The following is a 20,164-nucleotide window of genomic DNA, read 5'->3' as shown; positions in this document are numbered from 1 at the left end:
ACAAAAAAGACCTTTACCAAACAGATCAGCCTTTGGATAAAGGACTAATCTGGTTGGTAAAGGTCTCGCTAACAATGGTTAATTGCCAATAAAGCCGGAGAACATTCTCATATTCTCGTATTGACGACTTTATTTAACAGCTACTCCCCTTTACGGGATATGCAATTTTTAGAAGCATTGAACTTGTAAGTATCTTAGCCGACTTTCAGGCGGTTGTCAACTATCATGAGAATAAATCTCAATGAAAACATGAAAATGGAAACGGAAACATGATACATACGAGTTAGGTAAAGTCACATATGATTTGACGGAAATGCAAACTTGAAGGAATTAGGCGATTTATACGGCTCTGCTTCATTGACGCTCCCCTGTTTTGAAAATATGATGAGACTAATCCAAGAGGTCAAGCGAGGTTGGTGGAAGAAAATATAACACAAACTTGCCGATCTGCGATTATCAGGTACCCCAGTTTAGGAGGTGGGAACGATGCAGCCGTCGTGTATATCCAGTGACATCGAGGCGGAGATCAGCCGCCACCCTTGCTACAGCGAGGAAGCCCACCGTTATTTTGCCCGGATGCATATTCCGGTCGCTCCTGCCTGCAACATCCAGTGCAACTACTGCAACCGGAAGTTTGACTGCGTCAATGAGAGCAGGCCGGGCGTGGTCAGCGAGGTGCTGACGCCAGAGCAGGCAGAGCGCAAAGTGAAGGGTGTCGCCGGGCAGCTGATGCAGCTGTCGGTCGTCGGCATTGCCGGTCCGGGTGATCCGCTCGCCAATCCGGAGCAGACCTTCGATACGTTCGCCAGGGTAAAAGAGCATGTGCCCGATGTCGCTTTGTGCCTCAGCACAAACGGCCTCACGCTGTTTCGCCATATTGAAGAGATCGTGGAGCTGGGCATCCGGCATGTTACGATCACCATCAATGCGATCGATCCGGAGATCGGACAGGAGATTTATCCCTGGGTAGTCGATGAAGGCATCCGTTACGAAGGGCTGGAGGCGGCGGAGCTGCTGATCAGGCGCCAGCTTCTCGGTCTGGAGTTGCTGGCAAAGGAAGGCATTCTCGTCAAGGTCAATTCGATTATGATTCCGGGGGTCAACGATCATCACTTGCAGGCCGTGTCCCAAAGAGTAAAAGAGCTCGGAGCCACGCTGCACAACGTAACGCCGCTGATTATCGCGCCGGGAAGCCAGTACGAGAAGGACGGGCGAAAGGCGCCCCGTCCAAAGGAGCTGCACAACCTGCAGGAGCAGCTTGGACGCGAGGGCATGAAAGTCATGCGCCACTGCCGGCAATGCCGTGCGGATGCGATCGGGCTGCTGGGCCAGGACCGCAATCAGGATTTTCCGCTGGAGAGGATGGAGGCGGATCCGGCGATCAACGCCGAAGCCAGAGCACAGTTTCAAAGCGGCCTCGATGACAAAATCCGTGAGCGCATGGATGCAAAACGGATGAAGCAAAAGGTTCTGCTCGCCGAAGCGCCGAAAACCCGGATTGCCGTTGCCACCCGCGGCGGCGACAAGGTGAACCAGCATTTCGGCCATGCGACGGAATTTCTGATCTACGATACCGACGGCCGGGAGGTTCAGCTTGTCGGGGTGCGTAAAATCCAGGCCTACTGCCATGGAAAAGCCGACTGCAACGGCGACAAAGCGGCGACGCTGCAGGAGATTCTCTCGATTCTCGGCGACTGCCGCATCCTGCTCTGCTCCGGCATCGGCGAAGGCCCGCGGGCCGCACTGAACAAGGCGGGGGTTCTTCCCCTGGTCCGCAAAGGCGATATTACGGAAGCGATTCTCGAAAGCGTCAAGTACAGCTCTTATTTTGAAAATATTACTATTTCGAAGGGATGATGAATGATGAGACAAATCGCTTTCTACGGTAAAGGCGGTATCGGCAAATCGACCACTTCGCAAAACACCCTGGCTCAGCTGGCAACGAAATTCGGCCAACGCGTAATGATCGTCGGCTGTGACCCTAAAGCGGACTCTACCCGGCTGATCCTGAATACCAAAGCCCAGCAAACGGTGCTTCACATGGCGGCGGAGCTCGGCTCGGTTGAAGATTTGGAGCTGGATGACGTGCTGCAAACCGGCTTCGGGGACATTATCAACGTGGAATGCGGCGGTCCGGAGCCGGGCGTAGGCTGCGCCGGCCGCGGGATTATCACCGCGATCAACTTCCTGGAGCAGGAAGGCGCCTATCAGGATCTTGACTTTGTATCCTACGACGTACTCGGCGACGTGGTATGCGGCGGGTTCGCCATGCCGATCCGCGAGAACAAAGCGCAAGAGATTTACATCGTCTGTTCGGGTGAAATGATGGCGATGTACGCCGCCAACAACATTGCCCGCGGGATTCTGAAATATGCCAACAGCGGCGGCGTACGGCTGGGCGGCCTGATCTGCAACAGCCGGAATACGGACCGCGAGGATGAGTTAATCACGGAATTGGCCCGTCGCCTGAATACCCAAATGATTCATTTTGTGCCGCGGAACAACGTTGTGCAGCATGCCGAGCTGCGGCGGATGACCGTCGCGCAATACAATCCGGAACATCAGCAGGCCAAAGAATACGAAATGCTCGCCGAAAAAATTCTCAACAATAAAATGCTGACCATTCCGACTCCGATCTCCATGGAGGAACTGGAAGAACTGCTGATGGAATTTGGCGTCATCGAAGACGAGGAAGCCGCCATCGCCAAAATGAAAGCCGCCGGCCAATAAGGAGGGTTATCCCATGGGTCTGGATATCGAAGCGAACAAGAAGCTGGTGGATGAGGTTCTGGAAGCCTATCCCCAAAAAGCGCGAAAGGACCGTCAAAAGCATTATCAGATCAACACCGAGGATGCGATCAGCTGCGGCACCTGCTCCCTGAAATCCAATATAAAGTCCCGCCCTGGCGTTATGACGCCGCGCGGCTGCTCATATGCCGGCTCCAAGGGCGTGGTCTGGGGGCCGATCAAGGACATGGTGCATATCAGCCACGGTCCGATCGGCTGCGGGCAATACAGCTGGGGCACCCGCCGCAATTACGCGAACGGCACGCTGGGAATCGACAATTTTACCGCCATGCAGATTACAAGCGATTTTCAGGAGACGGACATCGTTTTCGGCGGCGACAAGAAGCTTGAAGTGATTATGCGCGAAATTACGGAGATGTTCCCGCTGGCAAAAGGGATCTCCGTGCAATCCGAATGCCCGGTCGGTCTGATCGGCGACGATATCGAGGCCGTCTCCAAGAAGATGGCCAAGGAGCTGGATATGCCGATCGTGCCCGTCCGCTGCGAAGGCTTCCGCGGCGTCAGCCAGTCGCTGGGCCACCATATCGCCAATGACGCGATCCGCGATTTCGTGATGGGACGCGCGGAGCTGGCCGAGACGGGGCCTTACGATGTCAACATCATCGGCGATTACAATATCGGCGGCGATGCCTGGGCTTCACGCATTCTGCTGGAGGAGATGGGACTGCGGGTCATTGCCCAATGGTCCGGCGACGGTACGCTCAACGAGTTGCAGATCGCCCACAAAGCAAAGCTGAATCTGATCCACTGCCACCGCTCCATGAATTACATGGTCGATCATATGGAGAAGGCTTACGGAATTCCGTGGATGGAATACAATTTCTTCGGCCCGAGCAAAACGTATGAAAGCCTGCGCGCCATCGCTGCGCTTTTCGACGAGACGATCCAGGCCAATTGCGAGAAGATGATCGCCAAATACAAACCGCAGATGGATGCCATCATCAACAAATTCAGACCGCGCCTGGAAGGCAAAAAAGTGCTGCTGATGATCGGCGGCCTGCGTTCCCGCCACACCATCGGCGCTTACGAGGATCTGGGCATGGACATTGTGGCTTCCGGCTACGAGTTCGCCCACAAGGACGATTATGAACGGACCTTCCCGATGATGAAGGAAGGCACGATCATTATGGACGATCCGACGGCTTACGAGCTGGAGGAACTGGCGCAAAAGCTGAATATCGACCTGGTCGGCTCGGGCGTCAAGGAGAAATACGTGTACCACAAGATGGGCGTGCCGTTCCGCCAGATGCACTCCTGGGATTACAGCGGACCGTATCACGGGTTCGACGGGTTCAAGATTTTTGCCAAGGACATGGATATGACCGTAAACAGCCCGGTTTGGGAACTGATCCCGCGGAAAACCAAAGCCCGGAAAGAGGAGGCGAGCCTATGAGCAAGGACAGACTGGAGCTTCCGGATTACAACACGTTGTTTGCGGAAGAGCGTTTCGTGCAGCAGCGGGAGAACAAAAAGCAATTCGAGGCCCCTTGCAGCGAACAGGAAACGGCCGAAGCCCTGGCGTATTCCAAGTCCGCAGAATATATGGAGAAAAACTTTGCCCGCGAAGCGGTCGTTATCAATCCGCATAAAGCCTGCCAACCGCTCGGTTCGGTAATGGCCGCCCTGGGTTTCGAGAAAACCCTGCCGTTCGTGCATGGCTCCCAGGGCTGCAATTCCTATTTCCGCAGCCATTTGAGCCGTCATTTCAAGGAACCGACGCCGGCCGTATCCTCCTCGATGACCGAGGATGCCGCCGTATTTGGCGGGATGAGCAACCTGATCGACGGTCTGGAGAACAGCGTGGCGCTGTACAAACCGGAGATGGTGACGATCTGTACGACCTGCATGGCCGAGGTCATCGGCGACGACCTGTCGGCGTTCATCGGCAATGCCCGGCAAAAAGGGGTCATCAGCGAGGATTTTCCGGTAGCTTATTGCAATACGCCAAGCTTCGTCGGCTCGCATATTACGGGCTACGACGCCATGCTGAAGGGCATCCTCAGCTATCTGTACGATCGGTCCGGCACTAAGGCCACGCCGGGGACCGGCGAAGGCTCCGGCGAGAAGCTGAACATCATGCTCGGCTTTGAACCGTACACCGGAAATTTTGCGGAAATCCGTAAAATCCTGAACGCCTTCGATACCGAATATACGATTCTCGGGGACCACAGCGGCAACTATGATTCTCCGGCGACCGGAGAGTACGAATATTATTACGGCGGAACAAAGCTGGCTGACGTGCCGCTGGCCGCGAATGCGCTCGGCACACTGTCGCTGCAGAAATATACGCTGAAGAAGACGCAGGAGTATATCGGCGGAACCTGGAACCAGCAGATCGCGGCCCTGTCCACGCCGCTCGGCATCAAAGGCACCGATACGCTGTTGGCCACGATCAGCGAACTGACCGGCCTGCCGGTTCCGGCTTCGCTCACGGAAGAACGGGGCCGCATCATCGACGCTCTGGCCGACAGCCACCCTTACCTGCACGGCAAGCGGGTCGCGCTGGTCGGCGACCCGGATCTCCTGATCGGACTCATCGGCTTCTGCCTTGAAGTCGGGATGGAGCCGGTGCATATCGTGTGCTCGAACGGCGACGTGGAATTTAACACATTGAAGTTCAAGGAAGAAGCGGAAGCGCTGCTGGCCGGAAGCGTGTACGGCTCGGAAGCGAAGCTGTACATTGGTAAGGACTTATGGCATATGCGTTCCCTGCTGTTGAACGACCCGGTCGACCTTGCCATCGGAAGCTCGCATTTGAAATTCGCCGCCAAGGATGCGAATGTGCCGCTCGTCCGCGTAGGATTCCCGATTTTTGACCGCCATCATATGCACCGCTATCCGATTCTCGGCTATCAAGGCGCATTGAATCTGATATCGCTGCTGGTGAACACCGTGCTGGAGCAGCTCGACAACAACAATTCCGGCTTTAATTACGATCTGGTGCGGTAGATGTAAGGTATTGAAGTGATGAAAATTACTGAAAATTTACGCAAAACGAAATTAAAATTGATATACATTCATTTGAATTAATGTAAAAGTAAACCTCTGCCCGGCATGTCCAGCTTCTCAATATTCGCAGTTTGCGAATTTCGGAGCGGGCCTGCCGGGATTCTTGCAATCATGTGTAAAGACGAAGGAGATGAGAAGCCGATGGACCCTATTCGAAAAGACGAATTCGATTCCGAAGCTTGCGGGAGCCTCGCGCCCAAGGTCAAGCAATGTCCCCGTCCGAAACCGGGAGAAGCGGCCGGAGGCTGCTCCTTCGACGGAGCCCAAATTACACTGTTGCCGATTATGGACGCCGCCCATCTGGTCCATGGTCCGATTGCCTGTGCCGGAAACAGCTGGGAGAGCCGGGGTGCGCTCTCCAGCGGCCCTTCGCTGTCCCAATACGGCTTTGCCACGGACCTCGGCGATTCGGATATTATTTTCGGCGGCGAGAAAAAACTGAGACAAAGCATCGACTATATTGCCGAGCGCTATGCGCCTCCGGCAATATTTGTCTATTCGACCTGCGTGACCGCGCTCATCGGCGAAGATATGGATGCGGTATGCAGGGAAGCCGCCGACCGCCTCGGCATCCCGGTCATTCCGGTGAACAGCCCCGGTTTTGTCGGCAGCAAGAACCTTGGCAACCGGCTGGCCGGCGACGCCCTGCTGCAGTACGTGATCGGAACGGGAGAACCGGAGCCGCAGACGCCGCTGGGCATTAATCTGATCGGCGAATACAATATCGCCGGTGAAATGTGGGATATCGAGAAGCTGATGAACAGCGCCGGTATTCATGTGACTTCGCGGATTACCGGCGACGCCAGATATAAGGAGATCGCCTGGGCGCACCGGGCGAGAGTGAATATGGTGGTCTGCAGCCGCGCATTGCTGGGCCTTGCCCGGGAAATGGAATCCAGATACGGCATTCCTTATTTCGAGGGCTCTTTCTACGGAGCGAAGGAAACGACGTATTCCTTGCGGCAGATGGCCTATCTGATGAACGACCGCGAGATGGAACGCCGGGTGGACCGCCTGACGGAACGGGAGGAGAATCGGCTCAGCCAGGACCTGCGGCCGTACCGCAAAATTCTGAAAGGCAAAAAAGCGGTGCTGTATACCGGCGGCGTAAAAAGCTGGTCCGTCATTTCCGCGCTGAAGGAGCTGGGCGTGCAGGTGGTCGGCGTCGGCACCAATAAAAGCACGGAGGATGATGTGCGGCGGATCGCCGACCGGGTCGGCGACGATACCGAATACATTCCGGAAGGCGGCGCCGGCCGGATTCTCAAGACGATGCGGGAACGCAAGGCCGACATCATGATCGCCGGCGGGCGGAACATGTACGTCGCCATGAAGGAGCAGATTCCCTTTATCGACATCAATCAGGAACGGCATAAAGCTTACGCGGGCTATGAGGGACTGCTGCGGCTGGCCAAGGAATTAACCTTTTCGCTGGCCAATCCCATCTGGAAGCTGGCATCAAGCCCCGCCCCATGGGACAGGGAGGGATCGTATGACCATTAACTTCCGGAAGAAACCGGCGGCCATCAACCCGCTCCGGATCGGCCAGTCGCTCGGGGCGGTGCTGGCACTGCAGGGCTGTTACCGGGCGATGCCGCTCGTGCACGGGGCGCAAGGCTGCTCCGCTTTTCCTAAGGCGCTGCTTACCCGCCATTTCCGCGAGCCGATCGCTGTTCAAACCTCCGCGCTGCAGGAGATGGACGTCATTTTCGATGCCAACCGCAATCTGGAGGAGGCGCTGAACCTCATCCTCAGCAAGCACCGTCCGGATATCGTGGGCATTATCGGCACCGAGCTCACCGATGTTGCCGGTGTGGATTACCAGACGATGCTCAAATCGTATAAAAGGGAGCGCAACATGCGCGGCGGTTTGGCCTTTTCCGTGGTACTGCCCGATTTCCGGGGTTCCCTGGAATCCGGCTTCAGTGCCACCGTCGAAGCGATGCTCGACGAGATGATCCAGCAGGCGGGGCACCGCGGGCAGCGCACCGTGAATACCCGCCAGATCACCCTGCTTCCCGGTTCCTTCCTGACGCCTGCGGATATCATGGAGCTGAAGGAGATGATCTCTTCGTTCGGCTTCGAAGTGATTGCGCTGCCGGACATCTCTACCTCGCTGTCCGGGCATCTGCTGACCGGCTTCTCGCCGCTCACCCGCGGCGGCGTTCCGCTGGATTCCATGCTGCAAAGCCTGCAATCGGGATTAACGATTGCCGTAGGCGCCAGCATGGAACGGCCGGCCAGACGGCTGCATAACGCGCTCGGCACGCCGTATAAATTATTCAGCGGTGCCATGGGGCTGAAGGCGACCGACGAGCTGCTGCATTTCCTGCATCAGATCAGCGGCGAGCCGGTTCCGCTGCGCTACTGCTGGCAGCGCGAGAATCTGCTCGACGCGATGCTCGATGCCCACTTCCAGTTTGCCGGAATGTCGGCGGTGGCTGCGCTCGAGCCGGATCATCTCTATTCGGTCTCCGGCTGGCTGGAGGAGCTGGGCGTGGAACAGAAGGCACTGATCGCTTCGTTCGAGACGCCGCTCCTTGCGGGAATGGAGCGCGAGGTGTGGGTCGGCGACCTGGAGGATGCCGAGGTGCTCGGCAGTGGCGCCGATTTGTGGGTCGGCAACTCTCACGGCCTGGCCGGGGCGGGGAGAATTGGAGCGGCGCTCCTGCCGGCAGGCTTCCCGGTCTGGAATGAGCTTGGAGCCTACATGAAAACTTCCGTCGGATACCGCGGCGCGATGGAATGGACCAACCGCGCGGGAAATTTGTTAATGCAAAGGGAGGCGGAACACCGTGAAAGTAGCATTCGGCACAGATGACGGCATCCGCGTCAACGCCCATTTCGGGCAAAGTCCGATGTTTGCCATATACAATGTGGCCAAAGGCGGCGCTGAACTGCTGGAGCTGCGTAAAATCCCTGCGGTACTCCATCAGGACGAAGCGGGCAAAATCGACAGCCGGCTGGAAGCGGTCAGCGACTGTACGCTGATTTTCATTATGCAGATCGGTGCCTCGGCGGCGGCGCGGGTGACCCGCCGGAAAATCATGCCGGTCAAGGTGCCCTTCGGCAGCCCCATCGACGAACAAGTGAAACGGCTGACTGAAATGCTGCAGGGCAAGCCGCCGATGTGGCTGGCTAAGGTGCTTCGGGCGGAGGAAGAACAAGCGGAGGAGGAATCGTATGGAACAAGCAGCTCCTAATTGGAATGCTCGGGCGGCATTGCCTGTCCAAGCCAAGCTGAAGTCACCCGAGCGGGGACGCAAGGAACCGAGCCCGCTTCTGGCGGAGGCGGTGAAACGCCGGATCGTCCATCTGCTCGATGCAGAGGATCACTTTGGCCGGTACGCCACGTTTTCCGCTAGCGAGAAAATAGCTAAACAGTTTCTTGCATCTGCGGAGGACCGGAGCCTGTCCGAGTTCAATTGCACGGTATCGCCGAAAGTGCGCGCACAGGTGCCCCAGCTCTTTCAGGCCATTGCCGGCGTCATGGAGGAGCAGAGCGGCCTCCTGATTCAAAGCGCCGCCGAAATCAATGCCGAAGGCTTCGGCCGCGGGCTGCTGTACAGCGGCCGGGTCATTCTGGTGCTCAAAAGCCTGCGCGCAGGGTTTCCTTTTCCATTCACCTCCGAAGAGAGGCTTGTCCGCTACGGCGTGGAATGCATCGAGGAAGGCTTAGCCTTCCTGGAGCAATACAATGCCGGGACTGCACAGCACGGCTTGCTCGGCCTGGAAGGCTAGACGGGAATATAGGGGGAGTCCGCATTGGAACAGCCGGCCGTAGACTTGGAGCTTGAACGGTATGCCCGGCAGCTGAGGCTGCTGGGCGAAAGCGGGCAGCGGGCGCTGAAAGAAGCGACAGTGATGGTCGCGGGCATCGGCGGGTTAGGGGGGACCGCTGCCCTGTATCTGGCCGCCGCCGGCATCGGCAAGCTGATTCTGGCGCACGAAGGGGTCATCATGAAGCCGGACCTCAACCGGCAGATTCTGATGGACACCGGCCATCTGGGCATGGAGCGGATGAGCACCGCCATCGCGCAGCTCAAGCGGCTGAACCCGCAGGTGGTGATCGAAGGCCATAACGCCCGAATCGAATACGATGCCGCGAAGCCGTGGGTGGAGAGCGCCGATCTTGTGATCGACGCTCGCTATGATTTTCCGGAGCGGTATGCGCTCAACCGGATTTGCGTCGATACGGGTACGCCGATGGTAGAGGCGGCGATGTACGGGTTTGAGATCTCGCTGACTACAATTGTTCCCGGACAAACGCCGTGTCTGGAATGTTTGTATCCGGATGTCCGGCCGCAGTGGGAGCCTTTTGGTTTTCCAGTTTTGGGAGCGACCTCCGGGATTGCCGGTTGTCTGGCAGCGCTGGAAGCCGTAAAATGGATTACAAGGGTAGGGACAACGTATGCGGGAGTCATGCACCGTTTCAACTCACTCGACTTCTCCACTTACTCTGTCAACATTACCCGTAATCCGAATTGCGCTTGCTGCGGAGAAGGAGGTACACCGTGAAACGTCTTATGTTGTGCGACACGACACTGCGGGATGGCGAACAGGCGGCGGGAGTTTCTTTCACGAGGGCGGAAAAGCTGGAAATCGCAAAGTTGCTGTCGGAGTGCGGAGTGGAACAAGCCGAGGTGGGGATCCCCGCTATGGGCAAACGGGAGATGGAGGATATTGCGGCCATAGCCGAGCTGGATCTTCCGATGAGGCTGATGACCTGGAACCGTTCGGTTCCGGCGGATCTGGACAAGGCAAAGAGCACGGGCGTGAGCTGGAGCCATATTTCGCTCCCGGTGTCGAATATTCAGCTTCAGGGGAAGCTGGGTTTGTCGCCGGTCGAAGGGTTGGCTAAGCTGCTGGGCGCGGTTGATTACGCGCAGCGGCTGGGGATGACGGTGTCGGTCGGCATGGAGGATTCGTCCAGGGCACAGATGGGATTTCTGACAGAGCTGATCAACCGGTTGTACAAGGAAGGCATCCGCCGTTTCCGTTATGCGGATACGGTATCGGCGCATCACCCGCAGCAAATGGCGGAGCGGATCGCCGAGCTGCTGGGCGCCGTGCCGGAGGATGTGGAACTGGAGGTGCACTGCCACAACGATTTCGGGCTGGCCGCGGCCAATACGCTGAGCGGCGTGGCCGCAGGCGCGGTATGGGCCAGCACGACCGTTGCCGGAATCGGCGAACGGACCGGGAATGCCGCCATGGAGGAAGTTGCGATGGCTTGGCGGTATTTATACGGCGGGCAGACTGCCGTGAAGCTGGAGCAGATCAAATTCCTGGCAGACAAGGTGATCGCGGCTTCCGGCCGCAGCGTGGGCGATGCGAAACCGATTGTCGGCCAGCTCGCTTTTACCCATGAGTCCGGCATTCATGTGGACGGGCTGATGAAGGAGAAGGCCACGTATCAGACATTTGACCCCGCGGAGGTGGGCCGGGCGCACCGGTTTGTGCTGGGCAAGCATTCCGGCAGCGGCGGCGTAGCCCATGTGCTGGAGCAGCGCGGCCTGGAGGTCAGCGCGGAAACGGTCATGCGGCTGCTGGAGAAGGTACGTGAATATGCCGAAGCGCGCAAAGGCACGGTACCGGAATACATGCTGATCCAGTGGCTGCTGGAAGAGCAGCAGCGCGCGCATAATATAGGATAGACAACGAAATGACTTGAAGAGACTTTAGCCGGATCTGGGGTCCCGGACATGCCGGTGAGAGTTACAGTTGCCGGAAGGGCTTTCCTTGCAGAAAAAGCAAAGGACAAGTCCTTTTTTTTGTTTGGAAAAATCTATAATATGCCGTTATGGGGCATGGATGTCACCAGGCGGGTCAATCAATTGCAGTGTTTATAGAGGATTTCGGCTCGTCCGGTTAGTGATATAACCTGAGTTTAACGAAAATGTGTCCTTGCCTACAAGATGTATGACCATGCCCTTCAATAGGTAAATGCAGTACTATACAGTACTAAGTCTATTGGAGGTGTTAGGGATGGGGTGTATTGATCTTAAAAGGAAGAAGCTCATCCACAAGAAAGAACCTGTCGATTGTCCTTTACCGAAAGCAAAACATAAGAAGAGCAAGTGCAGAGTAACCAAGAGAGACCAATGCAAACGCATTATAGTAAAGAAACAAATTGTTCGGGTTAATATTCCATTGGGAGCATTAGGCGCTGCAGGCGCTGCCGGAGCTTTAGGAGCGGCAGGCGCTGTGGAAGCCCTTGGAGCCGCCGGCGCTGCTGGAGCCGCTGGTGCGTTGGGAGCCGCCGGAGCTGGAGGTGCCTTGGGGGCTCCCGGAGCAGCCGGAACATTAGGGGCCGTAGGAGCCGCCGGCGCTTTAGGCGCAATTGGAGCGGCCGGAGCGTTAGGCGCAGCCGGAGCCGCCGGAGGGCTTGGAGCGCGGGGAGCAACAGGAGGGATAGGCGGTATCGGAGCCGCCGGGTTATTGGGTGCGGCCGGAGCCGCCGGTGCACTGGGGGCAGCCGGTGTAACGGGAGCGCTTGGAGCCGCCGGAGTAGCCGGGGCGTTGGGCGCTGCTGGAGCCGCCGGTGCAGCCGGGGCATTAGGCGGCATCGGTCCGGCAGGCCTTGCGGGATTGGCGGGTCCTGTCGGCCCAGCCGGCCCAGCCGGACCCGCCGGCCCTGCCGGAGCTGCCGGCGCAACTGGCCCAGCCGGGCCAGCCGGGCCAGCGGGAGCAGCGGGCCCTGCCGGAGCCGCTGGTGCGCCGGGTGTAACAGGCGCTGCCGGCCCTGCCGGAGCCGCTGGGGCAACAGGACCCGCCGGCCCTGCCGGGCCCGCTGGGGTAACAGGAGCCGCCGGCCCTGCCGGAGCCGCCGGGGCAACTGGAGCAACCGGCCCCGCGGGAGCGACGGGGGCAACGGGGGCTGCGGGCGGAATAGCCCAGTTCGGATATGTTTATAATCTCGCTGCACAGGTTGTGCCGATCGAGGCCGATGTTTCTTTTGATACGAATGGCTTGCTTACCCCTGGAATTACACATGCTCCGGGAACGACAACGATTATGGTTACCAATGCAGGCATTTATGAGGTTACATTCTCCGTATCGGGCGTGGAACCCGGCCAATTCGCCTTATTTCTGAACGGCGCTTTAGTGCCGGGCACCATTTACGGGTCCGGGGCCGGAACTCAGCAGAATACAGGCCAGGCCATCTTTGCTTTATCCTCAGGCGATGTGTTGACTCTGCGGAATCACAGCTCGGCGGCAGCGGTTACCCTACAGACCTTGGCGGGCGGCACACAGGCGAATGTGAATGCGTCGATTGTAATCAAACAATTGAGTTGATTGGAAGAAGCCGGAATGATCTGAAGGGAACTTCCGGCTTTTTCGTTTATTGAATAAAAGCGCCTAGTTTGGATAATGAAAATGCAAGGGGATGAATTTACGGAGAAATTTTTCCATTGTTGCTCCTGGGCTGGGGGCCCTGGTTATCGGCTGCGGTAAGGAAAAGGCTCTCGCCAACGTTGAGGCCAGGGCATATGGCCCTGCAGAGATTGCGGATTTTGAGGCGTAGAGGTTGATGTTGCGCGCAGCCAAGAGACTGCCGGAAATTGTATTTCAGCGGAACTGAAGGGGCGTTCTTCCCTCGTCTTGGCCATGGAGCCGGGCAGCGTCAACATGTACGCATATGTGGATGAGAAAGCGGGAAGCGGGCAGGTTGTCTTCTCTCGACCCTCCACAGCGGGGATCTGGTGAACCATGAAGTGTATCAGAAGGTTCGCTGCTTTTTTTGTGTCGGGCAACGGTTCGCCCGTGCCGGAAGAGCTGCATGGCAAGCTGATAAGCTACATCTCTTGCGCGCCGGATAATCCCGTTTGTGTTATTCCCTTCCTCCCGAATGGTTAAGATATAACAGGACGGAAAAGAAGCGGAGGGAAGTCCGGTGAACCCGAAATGGTGGAAGGAAAGCGTAGTGTACCAGATTTATCCGATCAGCTTTATGGACAGCAACGGGGACGGCATCGGCGATTTGCGCGGCATCCTCTCGAAGCTGGATTATCTGCAAAATCTGGGAGTCGACATGATCTGGATCTGCCCGATCTACAAGTCGCCCAACCATGACAATGGCTATGACATCAGCGATTATTGCGACATTATGAAGGAATTCGGCACGATGGACGATTTCGACCGGCTGCTGCATGAACTGCATGCCCGGGGCATGAAGCTGATGATGGACCTTGTGCTGAACCACACCTCGCATCAGCATCCATGGTTTATCGAATCGCGCAGCTCGAAGGACAATCCGAAACGGGATTATTATATATGGCGAAAAGGCAAAAACGGAGGCCCGCCGAACAACTGGGAATCGTATTTCAGCGGTTCGGTCTGGGAGTTCGACCCCGTTACGGAGGAATATTACCTGCATCTGTACTCCAAATATCAGCCCGACCTCAATTGGGACAATCCCGCGGTAATCGACAAGCTGCATGAAATGGTGCAGTGGTGGCTGAAAAAAGGAGTGGACGGCTTCCGGTTCGATGCCATCGCCCATATCGTGAAAGCCGAAGGGTACCCGGATGCGCTCAATCCCCACGGGACAAAAACGGTGCGGGCGTACGATATGTTCTCCAATCTGGCCCATGTCCACACGCTGCTGCAAAACCTGCACGATAAGGTTCTCTACTATTACGACATCATGACCGTCGGGGAGACGTCGGGGCTTGGTCCCGAGCAGGCGCTGGATTATGTGGGGGACGGCCGGCGCGAGCTGAACATGACGTTCCAGTTCGAGCATATGAATCTCGACGCGGCTGCGCCGGGCGGGGGCAAATGGGATGTCGTGCCCTGGAAGCTGACCGACCTCAAGTCGATTATCTCCAATTGGCAGACGGTGCTGCATGACAGGGGCTGGAATGCCAACTACCTGTGCAATCACGACCAGCCGCGTTCGGTCTCGCGGTTCGGCGACGATCTCTACTACCGCGTCCCTTCGGCCAAAATGCTCGCGACCTTCATCCACATGCTGGAGGGTACGCCTTACATTTATCAGGGCGAGGAGCTTGGGATGACGAATGCCGCCTTCGAATCCATCGACGATTACCGCGACGTGGAGACGCTCAACTATTACGAGGACAAACGGTCAAGCGGCGTTCCCGAGGAGCAGATCATGGCGGCCATCCATAAAAAAAGCCGTGATAACGCCCGCACGCCGATGCAGTGGGACGACAGCGACGAGGGCGGTTTTACGAAGGGCGTGCCCTGGATCAAGGTGAATTCCAACTCCCGGGAGATCAATGCGGCGAACGCGCTGAAAGATCCGGACTCCATTTATAACTACTATAAGAAGCTCATCGAGCTCCGGAAAAAGCATAAAGTCATCGTCTACGGCGCTTATGATCTGCTTTTGCCGGACGATGAGCAGATTTACGCGTACATGCGCACGTTGGAGGACGAGCATCTGCTGGTCATTTTGAATTTTTATGCGCAGGAACCAGTTTTTGCGCTACCCGAACCCTTTGAGGCGGATAAGCTGGAACTGCTGATTTCGAATTATCCGCCGGTTAAAGGCGAAGACCTTCATGAGCTGAAGCTGCGGCCGTACGAAGCGAGAGTGTATTTGCAGCGGCGGAAGTGAATGACCCCCAAAGTTGCCATGGCGCCGGAGGTGTGGCGAAATGGCGACTTTTTCATGGGAAGCGGTGGAAATGGCGTTGTATTGGCGGTACATTGATATACATAGAAAAAGAGGATGGGCAGTTTCGCGGATGGTGGAAGGAGAACAAACGCATGAGCGAGTGGTACGAGCAAAGTTTCGGAGAAGACTATTTGATCGTGTACAGACACCGTGATTTCGGCGGCGCGAGACGCGAGGTGGAGCGGATGATCGGGTGGCTGAACCTCCCGGCCGGCGCGAAGGTACTGGATTTATGCTGCGGGATGGGCCGCCATTCGCTGGCGCTGGCCGAAGCGGGCTTTGAGGTAACGGGCGTGGACCTGTCCGAGACGCTGCTGCGGGAAGCGCGGGCCCAGGAGGGAGCGGAGGCGGTGACCTGGCTCCGTTCCGATATGCGGCATTTGCCGCTGGAAGGCGGTTTTGATGCCGTGGTTAATCTGTTCACTTCCTTCGGTTATTTTGAAGAGGATGCGGAACAGGTCAAGGTGCTGCGCGAGGTATACCGGATGCTGAAGCCTGGCGGGCGGTTTATTGTCGATTATTTAAATCCGCGCGATGTGATCACCCATCTGGTGCCGCATTCAACGCGCGAGGACGGTGACACCCTGATCGACGAGTCGCGGCGGATCGAAGACGGCTATGTGAAAAAAGACATCGTGCTCACGTCCCGTGACGGCGGCGAGCCGCGGCGTTACCACGAACGCGTGAAGCTGTACGAGGAGCGCAAATTCCGCGGGCTGATTGCTGCAGCCGGCCTGCAGCTGGATGCCGTCCACGGCAGCTATGAAGAGGATGCTTACGATGCCGAGCGTTCCAAACGGATGATTTTTGTGGGGAAAAGGCCGTAAGTCGGCTGAAGATGTCGAAGAGATGCATGTAATGCTGGCGGGAGGCTGGGGATGAGGGAAGCGATCATTACTTCATATGAGGATGAATTTGGCCTGATTCGGGTATCCGTTCCGATGGCGCCTCCGCTAAATCAGGTGAATAGTTATTTGCTGCCGGAGCCGGATGGCCGGTTTACGCTGGTCGATCCCGGGCCGCATACGGGGGAAGCGGAGGAAGCCTGGCATGGGGCGCTGAAAAAACTCGGCCTGGCCTGGGACCGGCTTGCGGCCGTCGTGGTGACGCATCACCATCCGGATCATTACGGTTTGGCCGGATGGATGCAGGAGCGCACCGGGTGCAAGGTGCGCATGTCGGCACGCGCCGAGGCGGAGGCGCGCATGAGCTGGGGCGGGGAAGCGACGCTGACCGAAGCGCTTCCCCGGCTTTTCCTCCGGCACGGGATGCCGGAGGCGCTGGCCCTTGGCGTGCGGGAGCATCTGCAAGGCTTCCTGCCGCAGGTGATGCCGCAGCCGGAGATCGAGCCGATCGACGCGGCGGAAGCGGTGTTCATGGGCGGCCGGAGCTGGCGGCCGCTGATTACCGGCGGGCATGCGCCGGGGCATGTATCCTTGTACGAGGCCGGCAGCGGGCTGATCCTGTGCGGCGACGCCGTCCTGCCGCAGATTTCGCCCAATGTCGGCCTGCAGCCGGGCAGCGATGCGCAGCCGCTGCAGAGCTTCATGGCCGGGCTGCGCCTGCTCGGCGGCCTGGAGGTAAGCCGGGCGTTCCCGGGGCACCGGGAACCGTTTACCGGCTTTGCCGCCCGCACGTCCAGCCTGCTCCGCCACCATGAGGAGCGGCTGGACGATGCCGCCCGCTTGCTTGCGGGCGGCCCGTTAAGCGGCTTCGCGGTCTGCGAAGCGCTGTTTCGCGGGCGCATCGGCAGCACGCATCAGCTCCGCTTCGCGATGAGCGAAGCGCTGGCGCACCTGGCGGAGCTGGTGCGCCGGGAGCGGGCGGGCGTGGTGGAGGCCGCCCGCGGAAAGGTCCTGTTCACGGCGCTCGCGTGAACAGGATGAGGCCCGGCGTGCAAGCGCCGCCGGGCGGGGAGGGGCCTGGCGGCGCTTGCACGCCGGGCGGTTTGAGACAGCGGCATAGGAAGATATGCCGCCGAGCTGAGTGCATGCGGCAGCAATGTCACATGCCGCTGTATCCGTAACAATAGCCGTAGCCGTAACAGTAGCTGTAGCTGTAGCGCATTCCGCCGTAGCCGTAACATTAGCTGTAGCTGTAACGCATTCCGCCGTAGCCGTTGCGGGTAGTCGCCATCACTGCTTTTTTCCGCCATATTCGCTGTCTCGCATCGCTTCATTGTAAAAAGTGCAATAAAATCCGCTCCAATCGGCCGATTATTTGCACCCGTTGTACTTTGTACAACGAAATTCTGCAAAACGGGCCTTTTTGAAGACTTTCGCCGGACTTCATTGTACAAAATGCAGCGGATTGCGATTTTTTGTGTAAGATCAGCTATTCCGTTGTACAAAATACAACGAAGACGTTGCCGTGCTGAATCATTCGCTCCTAAGCACCCCGACTCCTCACAACTTGCTCCATTGTTAGATCTACTCAAAAAGCCCAGTGTCCACGCCGTATTCCGTATCCAATATCCCTCTAACGCTTGCTCCCGCACCTAACGGCATTCATTTCCTCCTCCACCCACTCAACTAACCAATGTTACTCAACTTCCAGCCTAACCCAGCTTTTCTGGAGCTACTCGAAACTCACTCTGTATTCCGCATAATGCTAACACTTGCTCCCACGCCAAATGGTATTCAGTCCTTCCACCGCCGCTCCAACGCTTAAGCCCCATATACTTCTTCCACATGCCCTTACTCCGGCGCCCCTTCCTTCTCACCGCCGTTCATCCCGTGTGCGGCTTCTTCCAGGTCTTCGCCTGCCCGCGGGAGGCCCAGCTCTTGTTCACGTTCCGCTTGTTTGCGGTGGGCGATGCGGCTGCTGGCCGACGCGGCGACGGCGCCGACGATGTCATCCAGGAAGGTGTGGACCTCACCGGTGCTTTTATCGTTCAGGCGCTCCAGCACGCCGGGCTTCAGCTTGTCGATGTAGCCGTAATTCGTGAAGCCGATGCTGCCGTACACATTCACAATGGAAAAAGCGAGAATTTCATCAACGCCGTACAGGCTCTCGTCGTTTTCGATCATTTCCTGAAGAGGACCGAAGAGTCCTCCTTGCTCGGCCAGAATGTCCAATTGGATACCGGTCAGGATAGCGTTCTGTACTTCACGTTTGCTAAGCACCATGTTGACGTTATGGATGCATTCCTCCAGCTTCAGATCGGGAAAATATTTGCTCTGCAGAAAAAGCACCAGCTCGGCGATTTCTTCTATGGTTACTCCGCGTTTGCGCAGCCATTCGCCCGTAGCGTCGGCAACGGCCTTGCTGTTAAGGCTGTACGGCGGTTTGTGGGTATTCATTGTCGGTTCACCTCATATCTAGTGTGTACAGCTTCGTTTCGGCCCGTCCGAAATTTGGGATAAGCCGGTGTTATTTTTTGCTTAGGGGGCTCGTATACATAGCAGTACAAACTGATCCAATAGTTTTGAAAGGGGATATTGACGCATGAAATCGATGAATAAGATTCGTATGTTATCCGCAGCCTGCCTGCTGACGGTACCACTCGCGCTGTCCGGCTGCAGCCTATTCGGCTCGGAGTCGGCCTCCGTCGACGCGCCGCCGGAAGAAATCGAAGCGCAAATGCTGCAGCAGGGCGACGAGAACACGCTGGATTCCGGCGTTTTTGCGCCGGTCTCTTCGGAGGACGCGGAAGAGGACTCCGCTGTCTCTGCGGACGATGCTTCCACTGCTGCCTCCGACGCTTCGGCTGCCGCCGATACGACCACAGCCGCGCCAGGAGAACGGACAACCGTTTATCTCCAGGATGGCAACGGTCTGCTGGCACCCGTTTCGCTGGGGCTGCCGAAAGAAAGCGGCAAGGGTGCGCTGCTCAAGCAGTCGATCGCCGCGCTGGTCAGCAAGGGCGAATACGCAAAAGACCTGCCGGAAGGCTTCCAGGGCGTCCTGCCTGCAGGCACCGAAGTCAACAATGTTTCGGTAGACAAAGCCAAGCTTGCCGTCGTCGAATTCAACGCTGCTTTCAATGATTACAATCCGAAAGACGAACGCAAAATTTTGGAGGCAATCACCTGGACGCTGACCGGGCAAGATGATATTCAAGGCGTGCAAATCTGGGTGGACGGCAAAAAGCTGACGGAAATGCCGCTGCAGGGCACCCCTTTGGACCGGCCGCTGACCCGGACCATGGGCATCAATCTCCCGAAAAGCGGGCTGTCCTTCAGCTCCAGCGCGGTAACCGTCTACTTCTCCGCTGCCTCTCCTGACGGCATTCAATATTATGTTCCGGTAACCCGGTTTGTACCCGCCGGGGAAGATCCGGTCAAGGCCGCAGTAGGCGAGTTGATCGCCGGCCCCGACAAGAACAGCGGCCTCGAAACGGTAATGACCGGCGGGACGAAGCTGGATGGGGTGGAAGCCGGACAAAACGGCGTCGTCAGCGTCGACCTGACCGATGATATGTTTGCGGACGGCAAAGACGTACCTGCAGAAATGCTGAAATCCGTCGTGCTGACCGTTGCGCAGAACGCGCAGGATTCGCTCGTGCAAATCCGCCTGAACGGCAAAACCGCAGTGACTGGAACCGATCATGTCGACTACGGCCAGCCGGTGTCCGCGCCGGAATACATCAACGAAATGCCGCTGTAGACTGAAAGACCAGGGTGAAAAGATGCTTTTGCCCCTGCACTTTGGTAGAATGAAATTTGCCATAAAACAGCAACTTATGACGCAGGAGGC

16 protein-coding genes are annotated in these 20,164 nt (G+C 57.5%); 15 read left to right on the top strand and 1 reads right to left on the bottom strand.

Annotated elements, in window-relative coordinates; all coding sequences use genetic code 11:
* Positions 1 to 486 precede the first annotated feature (486 nt).
* The 14 genes from nifB (at position 487) to BMW84_RS17730 (ending at position 17,343) form a co-directional block, all read left to right on the top strand.
* Complete coding sequence (gene nifB, locus BMW84_RS17795; protein ID WP_091070738.1) at positions 487 to 1,857, top strand: nitrogenase cofactor biosynthesis protein NifB; 1,371 nt, start codon at positions 487 to 489, stop codon at positions 1,855 to 1,857.
* A gap of 6 nt (positions 1,858 to 1,863) precedes the next feature.
* Positions 1,864 to 2,730 (top strand): nitrogenase iron protein, encoded by an 867-nt coding sequence (gene nifH / locus BMW84_RS17790; RefSeq protein ID WP_091070736.1) that lies wholly within the window; start codon positions 1,864 to 1,866, stop codon positions 2,728 to 2,730.
* A 13-nt stretch (positions 2,731 to 2,743) separates the two neighbouring features.
* Positions 2,744 to 4,201 (top strand): nitrogenase molybdenum-iron protein alpha chain, encoded by a 1,458-nt coding sequence (gene nifD / locus BMW84_RS17785; protein WP_091070735.1) that lies wholly within the window; start codon positions 2,744 to 2,746, stop codon positions 4,199 to 4,201.
* Positions 4,198 to 5,757, top strand: a complete 1,560-nt coding sequence (nifK, locus tag BMW84_RS17780; protein ID WP_091070733.1) for a nitrogenase molybdenum-iron protein subunit beta — start codon at positions 4,198 to 4,200, stop codon at positions 5,755 to 5,757. Before nifD ends, nifK begins: the two co-directional genes overlap by 4 nt.
* 201 nt (positions 5,758 to 5,958) lie before the next feature.
* On the top strand, positions 5,959 to 7,320 hold the full coding sequence (gene nifE / locus BMW84_RS17775; protein WP_091070731.1) for a nitrogenase iron-molybdenum cofactor biosynthesis protein NifE: 1,362 nt from the start codon (positions 5,959 to 5,961) through the stop codon (positions 7,318 to 7,320).
* Positions 7,310 to 8,638, top strand: coding sequence for a nitrogenase iron-molybdenum cofactor biosynthesis protein NifN (gene nifN / locus BMW84_RS17770; protein ID WP_091070729.1), 1,329 nt, complete (start codon positions 7,310 to 7,312; stop codon positions 8,636 to 8,638). The genes nifE and nifN overlap by 11 nt, the downstream gene beginning before the upstream one ends.
* Positions 8,613 to 9,020, top strand: a complete 408-nt coding sequence (gene nifX / locus BMW84_RS17765) for a nitrogen fixation protein NifX (RefSeq protein WP_091070727.1) — start codon at positions 8,613 to 8,615, stop codon at positions 9,018 to 9,020. The genes nifN and nifX overlap by 26 nt, the downstream gene beginning before the upstream one ends.
* Complete coding sequence (locus BMW84_RS17760; RefSeq protein ID WP_091070725.1) at positions 9,001 to 9,558, top strand: DUF269 domain-containing protein; 558 nt, start codon at positions 9,001 to 9,003, stop codon at positions 9,556 to 9,558. The genes nifX and BMW84_RS17760 overlap by 20 nt, the downstream gene beginning before the upstream one ends.
* 24 nt (positions 9,559 to 9,582) lie before the next feature.
* Positions 9,583 to 10,335 carry a HesA/MoeB/ThiF family protein gene (locus BMW84_RS17755; protein WP_091070724.1) on the top strand — a complete coding sequence of 251 codons (753 nt, stop codon included), beginning with the start codon at positions 9,583 to 9,585 and terminating at the stop codon, positions 10,333 to 10,335.
* Positions 10,332 to 11,474 (top strand): homocitrate synthase/isopropylmalate synthase family protein, encoded by a 1,143-nt coding sequence (locus BMW84_RS17750; RefSeq protein WP_091070722.1) that lies wholly within the window; start codon positions 10,332 to 10,334, stop codon positions 11,472 to 11,474. The genes BMW84_RS17755 and BMW84_RS17750 overlap by 4 nt, the downstream gene beginning before the upstream one ends.
* A 550-nt stretch (positions 11,475 to 12,024) precedes the next feature.
* Positions 12,025 to 13,116 carry a BclA C-terminal domain-containing protein gene (locus tag BMW84_RS17745; RefSeq protein WP_368086725.1) on the top strand — a complete coding sequence of 364 codons (1,092 nt, stop codon included), beginning with the start codon at positions 12,025 to 12,027 and terminating at the stop codon, positions 13,114 to 13,116.
* 598 nt (positions 13,117 to 13,714) lie between these two features.
* Positions 13,715 to 15,406, top strand: a complete 1,692-nt coding sequence (locus BMW84_RS17740) for a glycoside hydrolase family 13 protein (protein ID WP_091070721.1) — start codon at positions 13,715 to 13,717, stop codon at positions 15,404 to 15,406.
* A 152-nt stretch (positions 15,407 to 15,558) separates the two neighbouring features.
* Entirely contained in the window at positions 15,559 to 16,293 is a 735-nt protein-coding gene (locus BMW84_RS17735; protein WP_091070719.1) for a class I SAM-dependent methyltransferase, read from the top strand.
* A gap of 51 nt (positions 16,294 to 16,344) precedes the next feature.
* Positions 16,345 to 17,343: an MBL fold metallo-hydrolase gene (locus BMW84_RS17730; RefSeq protein WP_091070717.1), complete on the top strand. Its 999-nt coding sequence runs from the start codon at positions 16,345 to 16,347 to the stop codon at positions 17,341 to 17,343.
* A gap of 819 nt (positions 17,344 to 18,162) precedes the next feature.
* Here BMW84_RS17730 and BMW84_RS17725 read toward each other — a convergent pair.
* Positions 18,163 to 18,768, bottom strand: a complete 606-nt coding sequence (locus BMW84_RS17725; RefSeq protein WP_091070716.1) for a phosphatidylglycerophosphatase A family protein — start codon at positions 18,766 to 18,768, stop codon at positions 18,163 to 18,165.
* Between the two features lie 145 nt (positions 18,769 to 18,913).
* Here BMW84_RS17725 and BMW84_RS17720 point away from each other — a divergent pair, with 145 nt between their 5' ends.
* The gene (locus BMW84_RS17720; protein WP_091070714.1) at positions 18,914 to 20,074 is read left to right on the top strand and encodes a GerMN domain-containing protein; all 1,161 of its coding nucleotides are present in this window, start codon (positions 18,914 to 18,916) and stop codon (positions 20,072 to 20,074) included.
* Positions 20,075 to 20,164: the final 90 nt, after the last annotated feature.

Origin of the sequence: Paenibacillus sp. NFR01, assembly GCF_900111565.1 — a bacterium.
In the GTDB taxonomy this organism is placed as follows: Bacteria; Bacillota; Bacilli; order Paenibacillales; family Paenibacillaceae; genus Paenibacillus_AQ.
This window is presented reverse-complemented; position numbering and strand designations above follow the sequence as displayed.